This is a genomic window from Pseudomonas sp., from assembly GCF_035277045.1.
Lineage (GTDB): Bacteria > Pseudomonadota > Gammaproteobacteria > Pseudomonadales > Pseudomonadaceae > Aquipseudomonas.
In genome coordinates this window covers 214,201-232,144 of sequence record NZ_DATELE010000276.1, presented here as the reverse complement: position 1 = coordinate 232,144, position 17,944 = coordinate 214,201, and the positions used below count along the sequence as shown (strand labels likewise).

16 protein-coding genes are annotated in these 17,944 nt (G+C 67.0%); 7 read left to right on the top strand and 9 right to left on the bottom strand.

What is annotated here, in order from left to right; translation table 11 throughout:
- Nucleotides 1–60 precede the first annotated feature (60 nt).
- The 7 genes from VJS90_RS17090 to gshB form a co-directional block, all read right to left on the bottom strand.
- Entirely contained in the window at nucleotides 61–1,332 is a 1,272-nt protein-coding gene (locus VJS90_RS17090) for a dihydroorotase (RefSeq protein ID WP_324122826.1), read from the bottom strand.
- Nucleotides 1,329–2,333: an aspartate carbamoyltransferase catalytic subunit gene (locus VJS90_RS17085; RefSeq protein WP_324122825.1), complete on the bottom strand. Its 1,005-nt coding sequence runs from the start codon at nucleotides 2,331–2,333 to the stop codon at nucleotides 1,329–1,331. Before VJS90_RS17085 ends, VJS90_RS17090 begins: the two co-directional genes overlap by 4 nt.
- Before the next feature lie 13 nt (nucleotides 2,334–2,346).
- A complete protein-coding gene (gene pyrR / locus VJS90_RS17080) occupies nucleotides 2,347–2,865 on the bottom strand; it encodes a bifunctional pyr operon transcriptional regulator/uracil phosphoribosyltransferase PyrR (protein WP_324122824.1) in 519 nt (172 codons plus the stop codon).
- A gap of 46 nt (nucleotides 2,866–2,911) precedes the next feature.
- Entirely contained in the window at nucleotides 2,912–3,343 is a 432-nt protein-coding gene (gene ruvX / locus VJS90_RS17075) for a Holliday junction resolvase RuvX (RefSeq protein ID WP_324122823.1), read from the bottom strand.
- Nucleotides 3,343–3,912: a YqgE/AlgH family protein gene (locus tag VJS90_RS17070; RefSeq protein ID WP_324122822.1), complete on the bottom strand. Its 570-nt coding sequence runs from the start codon at nucleotides 3,910–3,912 to the stop codon at nucleotides 3,343–3,345. Before VJS90_RS17070 ends, ruvX begins: the two co-directional genes overlap by 1 nt.
- A gap of 63 nt (nucleotides 3,913–3,975) precedes the next feature.
- Nucleotides 3,976–4,878, bottom strand: a complete 903-nt coding sequence (locus VJS90_RS17065; RefSeq protein WP_324122821.1) for an energy transducer TonB — start codon at nucleotides 4,876–4,878, stop codon at nucleotides 3,976–3,978.
- 91 nt (nucleotides 4,879–4,969) lie between these two features.
- Nucleotides 4,970–5,923, bottom strand: a complete 954-nt coding sequence (gene gshB / locus VJS90_RS17060) for a glutathione synthase (RefSeq protein WP_324122820.1) — start codon at nucleotides 5,921–5,923, stop codon at nucleotides 4,970–4,972.
- A gap of 206 nt (nucleotides 5,924–6,129) precedes the next feature.
- On the opposite strand from gshB, the gene VJS90_RS17055 reads away from it, so the two are divergent.
- Genes VJS90_RS17055 through trhA form a run of 7 tightly spaced genes read left to right on the top strand, consistent with a single transcriptional unit; the run spans nucleotide 6,130 to nucleotide 15,614 of the window.
- Nucleotides 6,130–6,531, top strand: a complete 402-nt coding sequence (locus VJS90_RS17055) for a response regulator (protein WP_324122819.1) — start codon at nucleotides 6,130–6,132, stop codon at nucleotides 6,529–6,531.
- Between the two features lie 44 nt (nucleotides 6,532–6,575).
- Complete coding sequence (gene pilH, locus VJS90_RS17050) at nucleotides 6,576–6,941, top strand: twitching motility response regulator PilH (protein WP_324122818.1); 366 nt, start codon at nucleotides 6,576–6,578, stop codon at nucleotides 6,939–6,941.
- A complete protein-coding gene (locus VJS90_RS17045; protein ID WP_324122817.1) occupies nucleotides 6,938–7,492 on the top strand; it encodes a chemotaxis protein CheW in 555 nt (184 codons plus the stop codon). The genes pilH and VJS90_RS17045 overlap by 4 nt, the downstream gene beginning before the upstream one ends.
- 14 nt (nucleotides 7,493–7,506) lie before the next feature.
- Nucleotides 7,507–9,555, top strand: a complete 2,049-nt coding sequence (locus VJS90_RS17040) for a methyl-accepting chemotaxis protein (RefSeq protein ID WP_324122816.1) — start codon at nucleotides 7,507–7,509, stop codon at nucleotides 9,553–9,555.
- A 10-nt stretch (nucleotides 9,556–9,565) separates the two neighbouring features.
- Nucleotides 9,566–14,494: an Hpt domain-containing protein gene (locus VJS90_RS17035; protein ID WP_324122815.1), complete on the top strand. Its 4,929-nt coding sequence runs from the start codon at nucleotides 9,566–9,568 to the stop codon at nucleotides 14,492–14,494.
- Nucleotides 14,487–14,948 carry a chemotaxis protein CheW gene (locus tag VJS90_RS17030; protein WP_324122814.1) on the top strand — a complete coding sequence of 154 codons (462 nt, stop codon included), beginning with the start codon at nucleotides 14,487–14,489 and terminating at the stop codon, nucleotides 14,946–14,948. Before VJS90_RS17035 ends, VJS90_RS17030 begins: the two co-directional genes overlap by 8 nt.
- A 48-nt stretch (nucleotides 14,949–14,996) precedes the next feature.
- A complete protein-coding gene (trhA, locus tag VJS90_RS17025) occupies nucleotides 14,997–15,614 on the top strand; it encodes a PAQR family membrane homeostasis protein TrhA (RefSeq protein ID WP_324122813.1) in 618 nt (205 codons plus the stop codon).
- On the opposite strand, the gene VJS90_RS17020 is transcribed toward trhA, so the two are convergent.
- Both VJS90_RS17020 and VJS90_RS17015 read right to left on the bottom strand, forming a co-directional pair.
- Nucleotides 15,611–16,330, bottom strand: a complete 720-nt coding sequence (locus VJS90_RS17020) for a 16S rRNA (uracil(1498)-N(3))-methyltransferase (RefSeq protein ID WP_324122812.1) — start codon at nucleotides 16,328–16,330, stop codon at nucleotides 15,611–15,613. The two genes, trhA and VJS90_RS17020, sit on opposite strands and share 4 nt — an antisense overlap.
- Nucleotides 16,331–16,485: 155 nt before the next feature.
- Entirely contained in the window at nucleotides 16,486–17,892 is a 1,407-nt protein-coding gene (locus VJS90_RS17015) for an adenosylmethionine--8-amino-7-oxononanoate transaminase (protein WP_324122811.1), read from the bottom strand.
- Between the last annotated feature and the right edge of the window lie 52 nt (nucleotides 17,893–17,944).

Below are 17,944 nucleotides of genomic sequence, written 5' to 3'. Positions count from 1 at the left end.
GCTCTCATGGGCAGCGCTATGCCTGGTGGAAGCTGGCTTGCCAGCGAAGGGGCAACACGGTTACTGCTGGTGACAAATATGCCCATCAACCAGCGTGTACCGCACCGCGCCCGGCAGGCAATGGCCGATGAACGGGCAGTTGTCGCCGCGCGAATACCACTGCTCGCCGGCCACGGTGGACGCCTGGGGATCGAACAGCACCAGGTCCGCCGCGCCGCCGACCTTTAGCTCGCCCGCGGGCAGCCGCATGGCCGCGGCCGGGCCGCTGGACAGACGTGCCAGCAAGGTCGGCAAGTCCAGCAGGCCATCTTCGACCAGGGTCATGGCCAGCGGCAGCAACAGCTCGACACTGCTGATGCCTGGCTCGGTGGCACCGAACGGCGCCAGCTTGGCGTCGCGCTCGTGGGGCTGGTGATGGCTGGAGATTGCCTGGATCACGCCGGATTTCACCGCCTCGCGCAGGCCATCGCGGTCGGCCTGGGTGCGCAGCGGCGGTTGCACGTGATAGAGGCTCGAGAAGTCACGCAGTGCCTCGTCGGTAAGGATCAGCTGGTACAGGGCGACGTCGGCGGTCACCGGCAGGCCGAGCGCCTGGGCCTGGGCAATCAGACGGGCGCCGCGGGCGCTGGTGAGCTGGCTGAAGTGCGCGCGCACGCCGGTCTGCTCGACCAGCAGCAGGTTGCGCGCCAGGGCGACGGTCTCGGCGGTCTCGGGAATGCCCGGCAGGCCAAGGAAGCTCGCCATCGGGCCTTCGTGGGCAAGGCCGCCCTGGGACAGGTCGCGGTCCTGGGAGTGGAACACCACGGTCAGGTCGAACGTCGCGGCATATTCCAGAGCGCGGGCCAGGGTACGGTTGTTGCCGATACTGTTCAGGCCATTGCCGAATGCCACGCAGCCGGTGTCGCGCAGGGCGACCAGCTCGGCCAGTTGCTCGCCTTCAAGGCCCTTGGTCAGGGCGCCGATCGGGTAGACCTTGCTGTGGCCGGCCTCGCGGGCGCGGTCGAGTATCAGTTCGGCCACGGCCGATGTGTCGAGCACCGGACGGGTCTGTGGCGGGCAGCACAGGCTGGTCACGCCACCCGCGGCGGCGGCGCGGGTCTCGCTGGCGATGTTGCCCTTGCGGCTGTAGCCGGGCTCGCGCAGGGCGACATCGAGGTCGACCAGGCCAGGTGCGGCGACCAGCCCCGCGGCGTCGAGGCTGCGGCTGGCGCTGAAACCGGCCGGGGCGGCGCCGATGGCGATCACCTTGCCGCCGTCCAGGTGCAGGTCGGTGACCTGGTCAAGGCCGCTGGCAGGATCGATGACCCGGGCGCCAAGAATACTGATGCTCACTGGGCGTTCTCCTGGTCCAGTTGTCGTTGCGCGGTCTGTCCGCTCATGGCCATCGACAGCACGGCCATGCGCACGGCGATGCCGTATGTCACCTGGTTGAGGATCACCGAATGGGCGCCGTCGGCCACCGCCGACTCGATCTCCACGCCGCGGTTGATCGGACCTGGGTGCATGACGATGGCGTCCGGCTTGGCGCCAGCCAGGCGCGCGGTGGTCAGCCCGAACAGGCGGTAAAACTCGCCTTCGCTCGGCAGCAGGCCGCCGGCCATGCGCTCACGCTGCAGGCGCAGCATGATCACCACGTCGACGTCCTTGAGGCCTTCGGTCAGGTCGGTGTACACCTTCACGCCGTACTGCTCGATACCGATTGGCAGCAGGGTCTTGGGGCCGATGACGCGGATGTCCGGGCAGCCGAGCGCCTTGAGCGCCAGCATGTTCGAGCGCGCGACCCGCGAGTGCAGGATGTCGCCGACGATCGCCACCGAGAGGTTCTCGAAGCTGCCCTTGTGGCGGCGGATGGTGAGCATGTCGAGCATGCCCTGGGTCGGGTGCGCATGACGCCCATCGCCGCCGTTGATGATGGCCACGTCCGGGCAGACATGCTCGGCGATGAAGTGCGCGGCGCCCGAATCGGCATGGCGCACGACGAACATGTCGGCGGCCATGGCCTCGAGGTTGCGCAGCGTGTCGAACAGGGTCTCGCCCTTGCTGGTCGAGGACGTCGACACGTTCAGGGTGATCACGTCGGCGGACAGGCGCTGTGCCGCCAGCTCGAAGGTGGTGCGGGTACGGGTGGAGTTCTCGAAGAACACGTTGCAGACGGTCTTGCCGCGCAGCAGCGGGACTTTCTTCACGGCCCGGGCGCCGACTTCCAGGAAGGAGTCGGCGGTGTCGAGGATTTCGGTCAGCAGTTCGCGGGGCAAACCGTCGAGCGAGAGAAAATGGCGTAGCTGGCCCTGATCGTTGAGCTGCAGCGGGCGCTTGGCGTCGATTGGCGTCATCGCGGGGGACTCTTTAAAGGGCGGAAGCGGAAGCGAGGTCCTGGCGCTCGAGGGCGAGCGGTGCGGGTCCGGTCAATTTTACCCGTTCATGGGCGGCCAGCGACAGGGTGGCACCGAGCACGTTTGGCCGGATCGGCAGCTCGCCGGCATCCAGGTCGAGCAGGCAGACCAGGGTCACGCTGGCCGGGCGGCCGTAGTCGAACAGTTCGTTGAGCGCGGCGCGGATGGTGCGCCCGCTCATCAGCACGTCATCGACCAGCACCAGGTGCTGGCCCTCGATCTCGAACGGCAGCTGCGAGGGGCGTACCTGCGGGTGCAGGCCGTTCTGGCTGAAGTCGTCACGGTAGAACGAGACGTCCAGGGTGCCCAGCGGGCTGTCACTGCCAAGCGCCTCGAGCAGGGCCTGGGCGACCCAGACGCCACCGGTGTGGATGCCAATGAAACGTGGCTCGGTGATGTTGCGCCGGGCCAGGTGCGCGCGCAGGTCGACGGCCATCTGCCGGACCAGTTCGGCGGGGTTGGGTAGGCTCATGCTTGCTCCTCAGGACGCCGGGCGGGCCCGGCTTGAAACCGATGGGTTACTGCCCGCTGTTGGCATCCAGCCAGCCTTGCAGGAGCAGGGCGGCGGCAATGGCATCGACCGGATTGTCGCGGTAGCTGCCACGCTGGCCACCGCGGGCCAGGCGTTCGCCCTTGGCCTCGAAGGTGGTCAGGCGTTCGTCGTGGGTGTGCACGGGCAGGTTGAAACGGCCATTGAGACGGCGGGCGAATTTTTCGGCGCGGGCGCTCATCTCGCTGGGGGTGCCGTCCATGTTGAGCGGCAGCCCCACGACGATGGCATCGGGCTGCCACTCCTTGATCAGTTTTTCAACCTGGTCCCAGTCGGGCACGCCGTTCTGTGCCTTGAGGGTGCACAGCTCGCGGGCCTGGCCGGTGACCATCTGGGCGACCGCGACGCCGATCTGCCGGGTACCGTAGTCGAAGCCCAGTAGCAGGCGTAATTGAGCCATCAGGCGTGGCCCGCCTGGCTGGTCAGCAGGCTCAGGTTGATACCCAGGCTGGCGGCGGCTGCGTCAAGGCGCAGGTCGCTGGCCGTGGCAAACAGGATCTCGGGGTCGAAGGGGCAGTTGAGCCAGGCATTGTCGGCCAGTTCCGCTTCGAGCTGGCCCGCTTCCCAGCCGGCATAGCCGAGGGTGATCAGGCTTTTTTTCGGGCCTTGCCCGTCGGCGATGGCGAACAGCACATCCTGCGAAGTGGACAGCGACAGCCCTCCCAGCTCGACCGTCGCCTGATAGCTGCGTTCGCTGGAGTGCAGCACGAAGCCGCGGTCGGTCTGCACCGGCCCGCCGCCGTAGATCGGCACGCGCAGGCAACTGGCCGGCGGCTCGGTGTCGGGGCGCAGCTGCTCGAGGATATCGGCCAGGTTGAGTTCCTGCGGCCGGTTTACCACCAGGCCCATGGCACCATTGGCCGTGTGCTCGACGATGTAGGTGAGGGTCTGGGCAAAGTTCGGATCCGCCATGTGCGGCATGGCGATCAGGAACTGATGCTTGAGGTAGCTCGGGCTGAGGGTTTTCATGGCTAGTAGTGTGGCGTTGACTGGCGAGGCTGACAAGGTGCGTCATGCGCCCAAATCGTATCTTCAGTTGCTCGACAGCCGGTCGCCTCTGGCAAAGCGCCAGGTGCGGATGATTTCCAGCCGGTCGAATTCGCCCAGGTCACCGGTGAACGGCGCGAACGGCGCGGCCAGGCGCACGATGCGCTGGGCGGCCTGGTCCAGGAGCGGCTGGCCGGACGATTCCAGCACCAGCACTTCGAACAACGAGCCATCGCGGTTGATCGACACCATCATCCGCAAGCTGCCATAGATCTGCTGGCGGCGGGCTTCGTCGGGGTAGTTGAGGTTACCGACCCGCTCAACCTTCTTGCGCCACTCCTCCTTGTACCAGGCGCCTTTGTCGCGCATGGTCGAGGCGGCGTTCAGGCGGTGGATGCGCGGGCGCTTGGCATACATCTGCTGCTCGTTCGACAGTTCCGCCTCGAGGCTGGCGATCTGGCTGGACAGCTGCGAGCTGTCGAATTCTGGCGCGGCGGCCTGGGGCTTGGGTTGCGGCTTGCTTTCCTTGGGCAGGGTCTGGACCTTTTGCGCCTTGGGCGCCTGGGTGGTCACCGCCGACTTGGCCTGGGCGGGCGCGGACACCGGGGGGCGGGCCGCCGGTGGCGGAGTGACCTTGTTGACCTTGCTGTCCTGGAAAGGCGCGACCTCGGTGGTCGTGGGCACCGCCTTCTTGTCCAGCGTGCCGCTGCCTTGCTGGTTTTCCTGGGCCTGGAAATCGGCCTTCTCCGGCGCCTTCTCGCTCTTGAAGGTGGCCAGGGTGATCTCCATGGTCCGGCGGATCTCGGCGGGCTTGGTGAACGAAAACCCAACCCCCAGGATCAGCGCGAGGTGCACCAGCGCCGCCAGGAACAAGGCAAAGCCGAGCCGGTCCACCGGGCGTGCGCGGGGTGGGGTGAGTTCGGCAGGGATGTCAGCAGGCAGCGTCATCAGGTATCCAGCAACCGGCAGGGCGGGCGCGCAGGTCGAAAAAAACGACCGGCATCATACCCCACTCCGCACGGTTGCTTCGCGTCGGTGGTCAGCGTGCCTTGAGCTGGCGATCAATGGCGTCCATCAATTGCGCGCCGATGCGCGTGCCGTAGGCGTTGTCGATCTCGCGGATGCAGGTCGGGCTGGTCACGTTGATCTCGGTGAGGTAGTCGCCGATCACGTCCAGGCCAACGAACAGCAGGCCCTTTTCGCGCAGGGTCGGGCCAACCTGGGCAGCGATCCAGCGATCACGCTCGCTCAGCTCGCGCGCCTCGCCACGCCCGCCTGCGGCGAGGTTGCCGCGGGTCTCGCCGCTGGCCGGGATACGCGCCAGGCAATAGGGCACCGGCTCGCCGTCGATCATCAGGATGCGCTTGTCGCCGTCCTTGATCGCTGGCAGGAAGGCCTGGGCCATGATCTGCTGCTGGCCATGCAGGGTCAGGGTCTCGAGAATCACCGAGAGGTTCGGGTCGCCCTGGCGGTGGCGGAACACCGACGCGCCACCCATGCCGTCCAGCGGCTTGAGGATCACATCGCCATGGGTGGCGGCGAATTCACGCAGGATGTCGGCGCGGCGGCTGACCAGGGTCGGCGCCATGCACTCGGGGAAGCGCGTGGCGAACAGCTTTTCGTTGCAGTCGCGCAGGCTCTGCGGGCGGTTGACCACCAGCACGCCCTCGGCTTCGGCCTGTTCCAGCAGGTAGGTGCTGTAGACGAACTCCATGTCGAAGGGCGGGTCCTTGCGCATCAGGATCGTGTCCAGCTCGCTCAGCGCGCTGTCCTGTTCCTCGCCCAGCTCGAACCAGCGCGCCGGGTCGGCGAAGACCTTCAGCGGGCGCATGCGGGCGCGAGCCTGGCCGGCACCCAGGTAAAGGTCGCGCTGCTCCATGTAGAACAGCGACCAGCCGCGTTCCTGTGCGGCCAGCAGCATGGCCAGCGAGCTGTCCTTCTTGTAGGAGATGCCCGCAATGGGGTCCATGACAATCCCGAGGCGAACGCTCATGGGTAATTCCTCTGGGCGGCCTATGCCGCGGTGGTTCGAATGAAAAGTGGCGTCAGGGTGGCGCTCGCGGCGCGGATGGTCAAGGGGCAGCGGGTCGCGGGCCGGTGGGCCAATGGTATGGCTTCCCGGAGTGTGCTAAAAAGGCCGGGCACGTGGCCTGCACGGCCCCTTTCAGGCGACGCCCGAGCAGCGATGGTAGCGCAAATATGGAACAGCCACTGAAGGTGATGGTGATCGACGACTCGCGCACGATCCGCCGCACCGCCCAGATGTTGCTCAGCGAGGCAGGCTGCGAGGTGATCACGGCCTGCGACGGCTTCGATGCCCTGGCCAAGATCGTCGACCACCAGCCCCGGATCATCTTCGTCGATGTACTCATGCCGCGCCTGGACGGTTACCAGACCTGCGCGCTGATCAAGAACAACAGCGCCTTCAAGGACATTCCGGTGATCCTCCTGTCGTCGCGCGACGGCCTGTTCGACAAGGCCCGCGGACGGGTGGTGGGCTCGGACCAGTTCCTCACCAAGCCATTCAGCAAGGACGAACTGCTCGACGCGATCAAGGCCCATGTGCCCGGGTTCGCCGCGCAAGAACAACACGCACCCTGACGTCGCCCGCCCAGGCGGCGTCTTTTTCCTCATGGGGAAACAGCATGGCCCGAGTTCTGATTGTCGACGATTCGCCGACAGAAATGTACAAATTGAGCGCGATGCTCGAAAAGCACGGGCACCAGGTGCTCAAGGCGGTCAACGGCGCCGATGGCGTTGCCCTGGCGCGCCAGGAAAAGCCCGACGCGGTGTTGATGGACATCGTCATGCCCGGCATGAACGGCTTCCAGGCCACCCGCCAGCTGAGCAAGGACCCTGATACCAAGGGCATACCGGTGATCATCGTCACCACCAAGGACCAAGAGACCGACAAGGTCTGGGGCGAGCGCCAGGGCGCGCGCGACTACCTGGTCAAGCCGGTCGACGAAGACACCCTGATCAAGAAACTCAAAGGCGTGCTGCCAGCTTGACCACGCGCCCCCAGGGCGCGTCGCTGACCGCCTTCGAGTTGCTGCTCGACATCGACCGCCGCTGCCGCCTGCTGGTGGCCGACGCGCCTCGCCAGGAAACCCGCCTGGAGCACTGGAGCGGCATCGGCTTTCGCGTGGCCGGCCAGTGGTTCGTGGCGCCCATGGGCGAAATCGCCGAGGTGCTGCATGAGCCGCGCAGCAGCCGCGTGCCGGGGGTACAGCCCTGGGTCTGCGGTGTCGCCAACCTGCGGGGGCGCCTGCTGCCGGTGATGGACCTCGGCGGCTTCTTCGGGCTTGGCGCCTGCGCCCCTGGCAAGCAGCGGCGGGTGCTGGTGCTGGATACCGAGGAACTGTTCGCCGGGCTTCTGGTGGACGAAGTGCTGGGCCTTCAGCATTTTGCGCCGCAAAGCCTGGATCATGCGCCGCCGCGGCCGTTGATCGGCGCTGCGGCGCCGTTCGTGCGGGGGCATTTTGCCCGCGAGCGCAACTGGGCGATCTTCAGCCCGCTGGCCCTGGCCCAGGCGCCGGGCTTTCTCGATGTGGCGTTGTAGAGGACTAACCGACCGTGAGCCAACCCCCCAGCCCGTCCGCCAACCCGCGGCTGCGCAGCACCGCGCAGATCGCCGCGCTGTTCATCGTGCTGATTCTGTCGATCATCCTGCTGTTCGCCAATTTCGCCTACCTCAACACCCAGTCCAACTACGACAAGCAGTACATCGGCCATGCCGGCGAGCTGCGCGTGCTGTCCCAGCGCATCGCCAAGAACGCCACCGAAGCGGCGGCCGGCAAGGGGCTGGCGTTCAAGCTGCTGAGCGATGCGCGCAACGACTTCGAGCGGCGTTGGGGCTACCTGCGCCAGGGCGATCCTGCCACCGGGCTGCCCGAAGCCCCAACGGCGGTGCGCGACGAGATGGATACGGTCAAGCGCGACTGGGAAAACCTGCGCAAGAATACCGACACCATCCTGGCCAGCGAGCAGACGGTGCTGTCCTTGCACCAGGTCGCCGCGACGCTGGCCGAGACGGTGCCGCAGTTGCAGGTCGAGTACGAGAAGGTCGTCGAGATCCTGCTCAAGAGCGGTGCCCCCGCCAGCCAGGTCGCCGTGGCCCAGCGCCAGTTGCTGCTGGCCGAGCGCATCCTCGGTTCGGTCAATACCGTGCTGGCCGGTGACGAGGCCTCGGTGCAGGCGGCCGATGCCTTCCGCCGCGACGCCAACCGCTTTGGCCAGGTGCTGGAAGGCATGCTGGGCGGCAATCCGCTGATCCAGGTCACCCGCGTCGAGGACGCCGATGCCCGGGCGCGCCTGGCCGAGATCGCCGAGCTGTTCCAGTTCGTTGCAGGCTCGGTGGACGAGATCCTCGAGACTTCCCCCGAGCTGCTGCGCGTACGCGAGGCCGCGGGCAATATCTTCAGCCTGTCGCAGACCTTGCTCGACGAGGCCTCGCACCTGGCCAACGGCTTCGAGAACCTGGCCAGCGGACGTACCCTGGACACCGTGGGCGGCTACGCGCTGGGGCTGCTGGCACTGGCATCGATCATCCTGATCGGCCTGGTGATGGTGCGCACCACCCGCCGCCAGTTGCGCGAGACCGCCGAGAAGAACGAACGCAACCAGCGGGCGATCATGCGCCTGCTCGACGAGATCGAAGAGCTGGCCGACGGCGACCTGACCGTCACCGTGTCGGTCACCGAGGAATTCACCGGGGCCATTGCCGACTCGATCAACTACTCGGTCGACCAGTTGCGCGACCTGGTGGCCACCATCAACCACAGCGCCGTGCAGGTGGCCAGCGCCGTGCAGGACACCAAAAACACCGCGCGCCTGCTGGTCAAGGCGTCCGAGCACCAGGCCGAACAGATCAGCGAAGCCTCGGTGGCCGTCGGCGACATGGTCGAGTCGATCGACCGGGTGTCGGCGCATGCCTATGAGTCGGCCAAGGTCGCCGAGCGTTCGGTGGCCATCGCCAACAAGGGCAACGAGGTGGTCCACAACACCATCAACGGCATGGACAACATCCGCGAGCAGATCCAGGACACCGCCAAGCGGATCAAGCGCCTGGGTGAGTCGTCCCAGGAGATCGGCGATATCGTCAGCCTGATCGACGACATCGCCGACCAGACCAATATCCTGGCCCTCAACGCGGCCATCCAGGCCTCGCTGGCCGGTGAGGCCGGGCGCGGTTTTGCCGTGGTCGCCGACGAGGTGCAGCGCCTGGCCGAGCGCTCGTCCTCGGCCACGCGACAGATCGAGGCGCTGGTGCGAACCATCCAGGCCGATACCAACGAGGCGGTGATCTCCATGGAGCAGACCACTGCCGAGGTGGTCCGGGGCGCGCGCCTGGCGCAGGACGCCGGGGTTTCCCTGGCCGAGATCGAAGGGGTGTCGCAGACGCTTGCCGAACTGATCCACAGCATCTCCGATGCCGCCCAGCTGCAGACCTCCTCTGCCGGGCAGATTTCCCACACCATGGCGGTCATCCAGCAGATCACCGCGCAGACATCCGCAGGCTCCACCGCGACCGCCGACAGCATCCGTCACCTGGCGCGCATGGCCAGCGAAATGCGCCGCTCCGTGTCAGGCTTCACCCTGCCGGCCCCGGCCGAACGCCCTTGAGGAATTAAGCATGGCCAATGCAGCACAGGTCCCGTTGCGCCACGACACGGTGGCCCTGGCGTGGACCAGGCCCGCCATCCTCGAGTGCCTGGCAGAGGCGCGCCAGGCGCTGGAACGGTTTGCCGGCGAGCCTGGGGAGACCGCCGTGCTGGCGGTCTTTCTCGACAACCTGCATCAGGTCCACGGTTGCCTGCGCATGCTGGAGCTGCCCGGCGCTCGGTGCCTGGCCGAAGAGATGGAACTGCTCGGCCGGGCGCTCGCCGAGGGGCAGATCACCTCCCGTGGCGACTGCCTGGGCGCGCTGTTCCGTGGGCTTGAGCAGCTTCCGGTCTACCTGGAGCGGCTGCGCAGCGCCCGCCACGACCTGCCCCTGGTGATGCTGCCGCTGCTCAACCAGTTGCGTGCCTGCCGTGGCGTCGAGCTGCTGGCCCAGGCCAGCCTCATGGGCAGCCCGCAGCCCGGGCAGATGCTGGCCGGTGCCGAAGACCTGGCCAACCTCGACCTGCCGCTGGGCGGCTGGCGCGAGCACATGGAGGCAGGGCAGGGCCGGGATGCCCTGCGCTCGGTGGTGAAGGCCCTGTGCGACGACCTGATGCGCATCAAGGAGCGCCTGGACGTTTATGGGCGCGGCGATCGCCAGCAGTACCACCAGCTCGAGCCGTTGCTGGCACCGTTGCGCCAGGTGGCCGACACCCTGGCGGTGCTGGGCTTCCAGCAGCCACGCCGGGTGATCATCAACCAGGTCCTGGCCGTGCAGAGCCTGGCCCAAGGCCAGCGCGTGCCGGACGATGCCCTGCTGATGGACATCGCCGGTGCCCTGCTCTACGTCGAAGCGACGCTGAACGGCATGGTGGGGCCGCTGGAGGAGGGCGGGCCGTTGCCGCTGCCGGGCTCCGACCTGGCCGAGATCCGTCACCTGGTGCTGGTCGAGGCGCTGTCGGTGTTGCAGCAGGTCAAGGAGCTGATTGGCGATTGCCTGGAGGCAGGCTGGTCACGCCAGCGCCTGCAGCCTCTGCCGGACCTGCTGCTGCAGATCAGCGGCGCGATGGGCATGCTGATGCTGCCCGGCGCCGCCGATGTGCTGGGCGACTGCGCGGCGTATGCCCAGGCGCACCTGCTCGAGAGCGGCGTGGAACCGGCGGCGGTCGACCTCGCGCACCTGGCCGACGCCCTCAGTGCCAGCGAGTGCTACCTGCAATGGCTGGTCGCCGACCCGCTGGCCGACGCGCTGCGGTTTCTCGACCTTGCCCGCCAGGCGTTGCTGGCCCTTGGCGTGCAGCGGCCTCGCGCCCAGGAGGCCGCCAGCCCTGAGCCTGATGAGCGCGCTGCGCTGCGTGATGAGTTGCGCGAGGTGTTTCTCGACGAAGTCGGGCAACTGCTGCCTGAGATCGAGCGCCACTGGGCCCGCTGGCGCGCCGATGCGCGCCAGCGGGAGTCGCTGATCGAGGTCCGCCGCGCGCTGCATACCATCAAGGGCAGCGGGCGGATGGTCGACGCCCAGGCACTGGGCGAGTTGGCCTGGGGCGCCGAACACCTGCTCAACCGGGTGCTCGAGGGCCGCGTGCAGCTCACCGCCGAGGCCCAGATCAGCCTTCAGCAAGCCTTCGCGCGGCTTCCCGACCTGCTGGCCGACTTCGCGTCTGGCCAATTGCCGGCCGTCAGCCCTATCGAAGTGCTGTCCAGCCACCTGCATGCCCTGGCCATGAACGATGCAGGCGTCGTCAGCGACGGCGACAGCGAGCTGGATCCGCAGTTGCTGGACATCTTCCGCAACGAGGCCCTAGGCCACCTTGCCACGCTCGAGAGCGTCCTGCAGGACGCCACCGGCCCCGCCGCGCTTTCGATCAGCGACAACCTGCAGCGCGCCTTGCACACTCTCAAGGGCAGCGCGGCCATGGCCGGTGTCATGCCGATCGCCGAGCTGGCGACGGCGCTCGACCGCCTCGCGCGTGAATACAAGGCGCATCAACTGACCTTGCTGCCGGACGACATCGCACTGCTGCAGGCGTCCAGCACCCTCCTGCGCATTGGCCTGGCGCAACTCGACAGCACGCCGCTGGCGGCGATCCGCGGTGCCGCGCAACTGATCGAACACACCGGCCAGGCCGTTGATGCCCGCCTGCAAGCGCTGCAAGAGAGCGCTGGGCAGACGCGCCGGCCGCGGCGCGATCCGCAACTGATCGCAAGCTTCCTGGCCCAAGGCATGGACATCCTGCTCGACGCCGAGTCGCTGCTCTCGCGTTGGCAGGAGCACCCGGGCGAGCGCCAGGAGCTCGATGCCCTGCTCGACGAGCTGACCACCCTCGGGCAAGGCGCGCACCTGGCCGACCTGTGGCAGGTGGACGAGGTCTGCGAAGCCTTGCTGGACCTCTACGGGGCGGTCGAGGAAGGCAGCCTGGGGGCCAGCGCGCGTTTCTTCGTGCAGGCCCAGCAGGCTCACGAAGCACTGATCGACATGCTCGACGAGATCGCCGCAGGCCAGGAGGTGACGGCGCGACCCGAGTGCCTGCAGGCCCTGCGCGACTTGCTGGACGAGGGCCTGGCGCCGTCGGCCACAGGCCTGGTCAGCCGCGACAACGGTGTCACCGAGCTGAGCAGGGCCAGCGCCCTGGCGTTGGGCGTGCCGACGCCGGAGGACAACAAGGCGCCCGGCGACAAGGAATTGCTGGAGATCTTTCTCGAGGAAAGCTCGGACATCGTCGAAAGCGCGGGCGCCGCGTTGTCGCGCTGGCAGGCCGAGCCGCGCAACCTGGTCGAGGTGGAAAACCTGCTGCGTGACCTGCATACGCTCAAGGGCGGGGCACGCATGGTCGAGATCGCCGCCATCGGCGACCTGGCCCATGAGCTGGAGTTTCTCTATGAGCTGCTGGCCGCCGGGCAACTGCCGCCCAGCCTTGCACTGTTCAGCCTGCTGCAGAACTGCCATGACCGCCTGGCGCAGATGCTCGATGCCGTTCGCCTTGGCCAGCCGCTGCATGCCGCCACGGCGCTGATCGACTACATCCGCAACTTCAGCAGCGCGGCGCTGGCCGACACTGCCGCGGGCCAGGGCAAGCCTGACCTGGCGCCTGCCGAGGCTCCCGCCGCGGTGCCCGAGCGGGCACCCGGCGACATGGTCAAGGTCGGCGCCGAGCTGCTCGACAACCTGGGCAACCTGGCGGGCGAGCATTCGATCATCCGTGGGCGCATCGAGCAGCACGTCAACGATGCCCAGGTCGCTCTGGGCGAGATGGAAACCACCCTGGAGCGCATGCGCGACCAGCTGCGCCGCCTCGACACCGAAACCCAAGGGCAGATCTCCAGCCGGCAGCAGACCGAGCGCGATGCCTACGAAGACTTCGATCCCCTGGAGCTGGACCGCCATTCGCAGTTGCAGCAATTGTCGCGGGCCCTGTTCGAGTCGGCGTCCGATCTGCTCGATCTCAAGGAAACCCTGACCCAGCAGGCGCAACAGGCCTCCAGCCTGCTGCAGCAGCAGGCGCGGGTGAACAGCCAGCTGCAGGAGGGGCTGACCGGCACCCGCATGGTGCCCTTCGAACGCCTGGTGCCGCGTTTGCAGCGGGTGGTGCGCCAGGTGGCGAGCGAGCTGGGCAAGCAGGTCGAGCTGATCGTGGGCAACGCCGAGGGCGAGCTGGACCGCAGCGTGCTCGAGCGCATGGTCGCGCCCCTTGAGCACATGCTGCGCAACGCCGTCGACCACGGCCTTGAAAGACGCGAGGCGCGCCTGGCGGCGGGCAAGCCCGAGCAGGGCACCATTAGCCTGAACCTGCTGCACGAAGGCGCCGACATCGTCATCGAGATGACCGACGATGGCGCCGGCGTCCCGCTGGAGGCGGTGTGGCGCAAGGCGATCAAGCGCGGCCTGCTCGATCCCGAGGCGCACCTGTCCGAACACGAGATCATGCAGTTCATCCTGCGGCCGGGCTTTTCCACCGCCGAGAAGATCACCCAGATCTCCGGGCGCGGCCTGGGCATGGACGTCGTGCATGAAGAGGTCAAGCAACTGGGCGGCTCGATGAGCATCGAGTCGAGCCCGGGCAAGGGCGCGCGTTTCCTGATCCGCCTGCCGTTCACCGTGTCGGTCAACCGGGCACTGATGGTCAACCTGGGCGAGGAGCAGTTCGCCATCCCGCTCAATACCATCGAGGGGATCGTGCGCGTGCCGCCGGGCGAGCTGCAGACCTGCTACCAGCAGCAGGCGCCGCGCTACACCTATGCCGGTCACCACTACGAGCTTCGCTATCTGGGCGAACTGGTGCAGGGCGCAAGCTCGCCGCGTCTGCTGGGCCAGAGCGTGCCGCTGCCGGTGTTGCTGGTGCACTCCCATGAACAGTCGTTCGCGGTGCAGGCCGACAGCCTTTCTCCAAGCCGCGAGATCGTGGTGAAAAGCCTGGGGCCGCAGTTCGCTGCCGTGCCGGGCTTGTCGGGCGCGACCTTGCTCGGCGATGGCCGCGTGGTGCTGATTCTTGACCTGCTGGGGCAGTTGCGTGGCCTGCAGCGGCGTCGCACTCACCTGCCGGGGGCGGCTGGCGCACGTGCGCTGCTGCCCGGCCAGCCGCCGCGCAGGCCCCTGCTGGTGATGGTGGTGGACGATTCGGTAACCGTGCGCAAGGTGACCGGACGGCTGCTCGAACGCCACGGCATGAACGTGCTCACCGCCAAGGATGGCGTCGACGCCATGCTCTTGCTCGACCAGCACCGCCCTGACGTGCTGCTGCTGGACATCGAAATGCCGCGCATGGATGGTTTCGAGGTGGCGGCCCGTGTGCGCCGCGATGAGCGTCTCAAGGACCTGCCGATCATCATGATCACCTCGCGCACCGGCCAGAAGCACCGCGACCGGGCGATGGCCATCGGTGTCAACGACTACCTGGGCAAACCCTACCAGGAGTCGGTCCTGCTACAGAGCATCGCCCAATGGAGCAACGCCAATGCTTGATCATCTTGCCGGCCAGCGCGTCAGCCTCACCGGCCTGCTGCTGCCCTTGGGCGACCGTACGCTGGTGCTGCCCAATGTCGCCGTGGCCGAGCTGATCGGCCAGCGCGCGGTCAGCTGCCAGCCGGGAGAGACTCCCTGGCACCAAGGCTGGGTCGACTGGCGCCAGCAGCGCCTGCCGCTGATCGGCTTCGAGGCCGCGTGCGGCGGGCATACCCCCTGCGGCGATCGGGCCCGCATCGTCGTGCTCAACGCGCTGGGCGATACCGGTCTGCGCTACCTGGCCATGCTGGTGCAGGGCATCCCGCGCTCATGCAAGCTCGACAGCCAGCTCAACTACGTCGACGTGCCCCTGGCACCACTGGAAGTGGCCGCGGTGCAGGTCGGCGACCAGGTCGCGCGGGTACCTGACCTGGCCGCGCTAGAGCGGCTGGTGCGTGACGCGGCGCTTGGCTAGTCTCAGGTTCCAAGGGAACCTGAAGCAGGCATGGGGGGTCGGTGTTGTATGTATTACGGTGAACGTTTCAATGCCTGGACGCATCTCGTCGGTGCGGTACTGTCCGCCATCGGCGCCATCTGGCTCATCATCGTGGCCGGTTTGCAGGGCGATCCATGGAAGATCGTCAGCTTCTCGATCTACGGTGTCACGCTGCTGACGCTGTACAGCATCTCGACCCTCTACCACAGCACCCGCGGGCGAACGAAGGTGATCATGCGCAAGCTTGATCACCTGTCCATTTATCTGCTGATTGCCGGCAGCTACACACCGTTCTGCCTGGTCAGCCTGCGTGGGCCCTGGGGCTGGAGCCTGTTCGGCGTGGTGTGGGGACTGGCCCTGATCGGCATGTTGCAAGAGATCAAGCCGCGCTCCGAGGCGCGGGTGATGTCGATCGTGATTTACGCCCTGATGGGCTGGATCGTGCTGGTGGCGGTCAATCCATTGCTGCACACCCTCGGCACCGCCGGCTTTGCCTGGCTGGCGGCGGGGGGCGTGCTGTATACCGTGGGCATCATCTTCTTCGCCTACGACCGGCGCTTTCGCCACTGGCACGGCATCTGGCACTTGTTCGTGATCGCTGGCAGCGTGATGCACTTCATCGCCATGTTTTTCTACGTGCTCTAGAAATCGCCCCACAGCTGCTGCGCGACCGAGAGCGCGACCACCGGGGCGGTCTCGGTGCGCAGCACGCGAGGGCCGAGGCGGGCAGCCTGGAAGCCGGCGGCCTTGGCGTGCTCGACCTCGGCATCGCTGAGGCCGCCTTCAGGGCCGATGAGGAACGCCAGGGTGTCGGGGCGGGCATGGCTGACCAGCGGCTCGGCCACGGGGTGCAGCACCAGCTTGAGCGCGGCCTCGGTGCCCTTGACCCACTCGGCCAGTGTCAGGGGTGGGTGGATGACCGGCAGGCGTGAGCGGCCACATTGCTCGCAGGCGCTGATGGCGACCTGGCGCCAGTGGGCCAGGCGCTTGTCGGCGCGTTCGTCCTTGAGGCGCACTTCGCAGCGCTCGCTGACGATCGGGGTGATTTCACTGGCGCCCAGTTCCGTGGCTTTCTGGATGGCCCAGTCCATGCGCTCGCCGCGGGACAGGCCCTGGCCGAGGTGGATCTGCAGGGGCGATTCGGCTTGCCCAGGCAGGGCCTGGTCGAGGGTGACGCGAACGGTTTTCTTGCCGACTTCCAGCAGCTGGCCGAGAAATTCCTGGCCGCTGCCGTCGAACAGCTGCACGGCATCGCCTGGCGCCATGCGCAGGACCCGGCCGATGTAATGGGCCTGTGCCTCGGGCAGGTCGTGCTCGCCAAGGCTCAGGGGGGCGTCGATGAAAAAGCGGGATAGTCGCATGGTGGTGCTCTGGATAAGGTGTTGTCCCGGGTGGGAGCTGGCTTGCCAGCTAACAAGGGCAAAGCCCTTGCCATGCACCGAGGTTTTCTGGTCGGGCCTCTTCGCTGGCTAGCCAGCTCCCACAAGGATACGGTGGTGATTTGATTGACGGGGGCTTAGCCCGGATCCCGGAAATCGGGATGGAAGTTCTCCGGCACCGCCACGCTGACGCTACTGCGCGTCGCGATATCGATGCCCTCCGTGGCCACCTCGGCGAGGAAATCGATCTGCTCGGGCGTGATCACGTAGGGCGGCAGGAAATACACCACGCTGCCCAACGGGCGCAGCAGCGCGCCACGGGTCAGGGCGTGCTCGAAGACCTTCAGGCCTCGCCGTTCCTGCCAGGGGTAGGCAGTCTTGCTCGGCTTGTCCTTGACCATCTCGATGGCCAGGGCCATGCCGGTCTGGCGCACCTCGGCCACATGAGGGTGGTCGACCAGGTGCGCGGTGGCGCTGGCCATGCGCTGGGCCAGGGCCTTGTTGGCCTCGATCACGTTGTCCTGCTCGAAGATGTCGAGCGTCGCCAGGGCCGCGGCGCAGGCCAGCGGGTTGCCGGTATAGCTGTGCGAATGCAGGAAGGCGCGCAGGCTCGGGTAGTCGTCGTAGAACGCCTGGTAGACATCCTCGGTGGTGAGGCACGCGGCCAGCGGCAGGTAGCCACCGGTCAGGGCCTTCGACAGGCAGAGGAAGTCCGGGCGGATGCCGGCCTGCTCGCAGGCGAACATCGTGCCGGTACGGCCGAAGCCCACGGCGATCTCGTCATGGATCAGGTGCACGCCGTAGCGGTCGCATGCTTCGCGCAGCAACTTGAGGTAGACCGGGTGGTACATGCGCATGCCGCCTGCGCCCTGGATCAGCGGCTCGACGATCACGGCGGCGATCGTGGCGTGGTGCTCGGCCAGCGTCTGCTCCATGGCGGCAAACATGTTGCGTGAATGCTCTTCCCAGCCCATGCCATCCGGGCGCAGGTAGCAGTCAGGGCTCGGTACCTTGATGGTATCCAGCAACAGCGCCTTGTAGGTTTCGGTGAACAACGGCACATCGCCCACCGACATCGCCGCGATGGTTTCCCCGTGATAGCTGTTGGTCAGGGTGACGAAACGCTTCTTCTGCGGCTGGCCCTTGTTGAGCCAGTAGTGGAAGCTCATCTTCAGCGCCACTTCGATGCAGGACGAGCCGTTGTCGGCATAGAAGCAGCGGTCCAGCCCGGCCGGCGTCAGCTTGACCAGCCGCTCGGACAGCTCGATCACCGGCTGATGGCTGAAGCCTGCGAGGATCACGTGCTCGAGCTGGTCGACCTGGTCCTTGATGCGCTGGTTGATGCGCGGGTTTGCATGGCCAAACACGTTGACCCACCAGGAGCTGACGGCGTCCAGGTAGCGCTTGCCCTCGAAGTCCTCCAGCCACACGCCTTCACCGCGCTTGATCGGAATCAGCGGCAGCTGCTCGTGGTCTTTCATCTGGGTGCAGGGGTGCCACAGGACCTTGAGGTCACGTTGCATCCACTGATCATTGAGGCCCATGGGCACTTCTCCTGGCGACGCGGCTTGTATAGACCGCGTAAGCCTAAGCAAT

Coding starts and splice junctions, on each gene's coding strand:
- VJS90_RS17085 (WP_324122825.1), bottom strand. CDS start 2,333: ATGACGCCAATCGACGCCAAGCGCCCGCTGCAGCTCAACGATCAGGGC.
- pyrR (WP_324122824.1), bottom strand. CDS start 2,865: ATGAGCCTACCCAACCCCGCCGAACTGGTCCGGCAGATGGCCGTCGAC.
- ruvX (WP_324122823.1), bottom strand. CDS start 3,343: ATGGCTCAATTACGCCTGCTACTGGGCTTCGACTACGGTACCCGGCAG.
- VJS90_RS17070 (WP_324122822.1), bottom strand. CDS start 3,912: ATGAAAACCCTCAGCCCGAGCTACCTCAAGCATCAGTTCCTGATCGCC.
- VJS90_RS17065 (WP_324122821.1), bottom strand. CDS start 4,878: ATGACGCTGCCTGCTGACATCCCTGCCGAACTCACCCCACCCCGCGCA.
- gshB (WP_324122820.1), bottom strand. CDS start 5,923: ATGAGCGTTCGCCTCGGGATTGTCATGGACCCCATTGCGGGCATCTCC.
- VJS90_RS17055 (WP_324122819.1), top strand. CDS start 6,130: ATGGAACAGCCACTGAAGGTGATGGTGATCGACGACTCGCGCACGATC.
- pilH (WP_324122818.1), top strand. CDS start 6,576: ATGGCCCGAGTTCTGATTGTCGACGATTCGCCGACAGAAATGTACAAA.
- VJS90_RS17035 (WP_324122815.1), top strand. CDS start 9,566: ATGGCCAATGCAGCACAGGTCCCGTTGCGCCACGACACGGTGGCCCTG.
- VJS90_RS17030 (WP_324122814.1), top strand. CDS start 14,487: ATGCTTGATCATCTTGCCGGCCAGCGCGTCAGCCTCACCGGCCTGCTG.
- trhA (WP_324122813.1), top strand. CDS start 14,997: ATGTATTACGGTGAACGTTTCAATGCCTGGACGCATCTCGTCGGTGCG.
- VJS90_RS17020 (WP_324122812.1), bottom strand. CDS start 16,330: ATGCGACTATCCCGCTTTTTCATCGACGCCCCCCTGAGCCTTGGCGAG.
- VJS90_RS17015 (WP_324122811.1), bottom strand. CDS start 17,892: ATGGGCCTCAATGATCAGTGGATGCAACGTGACCTCAAGGTCCTGTGG.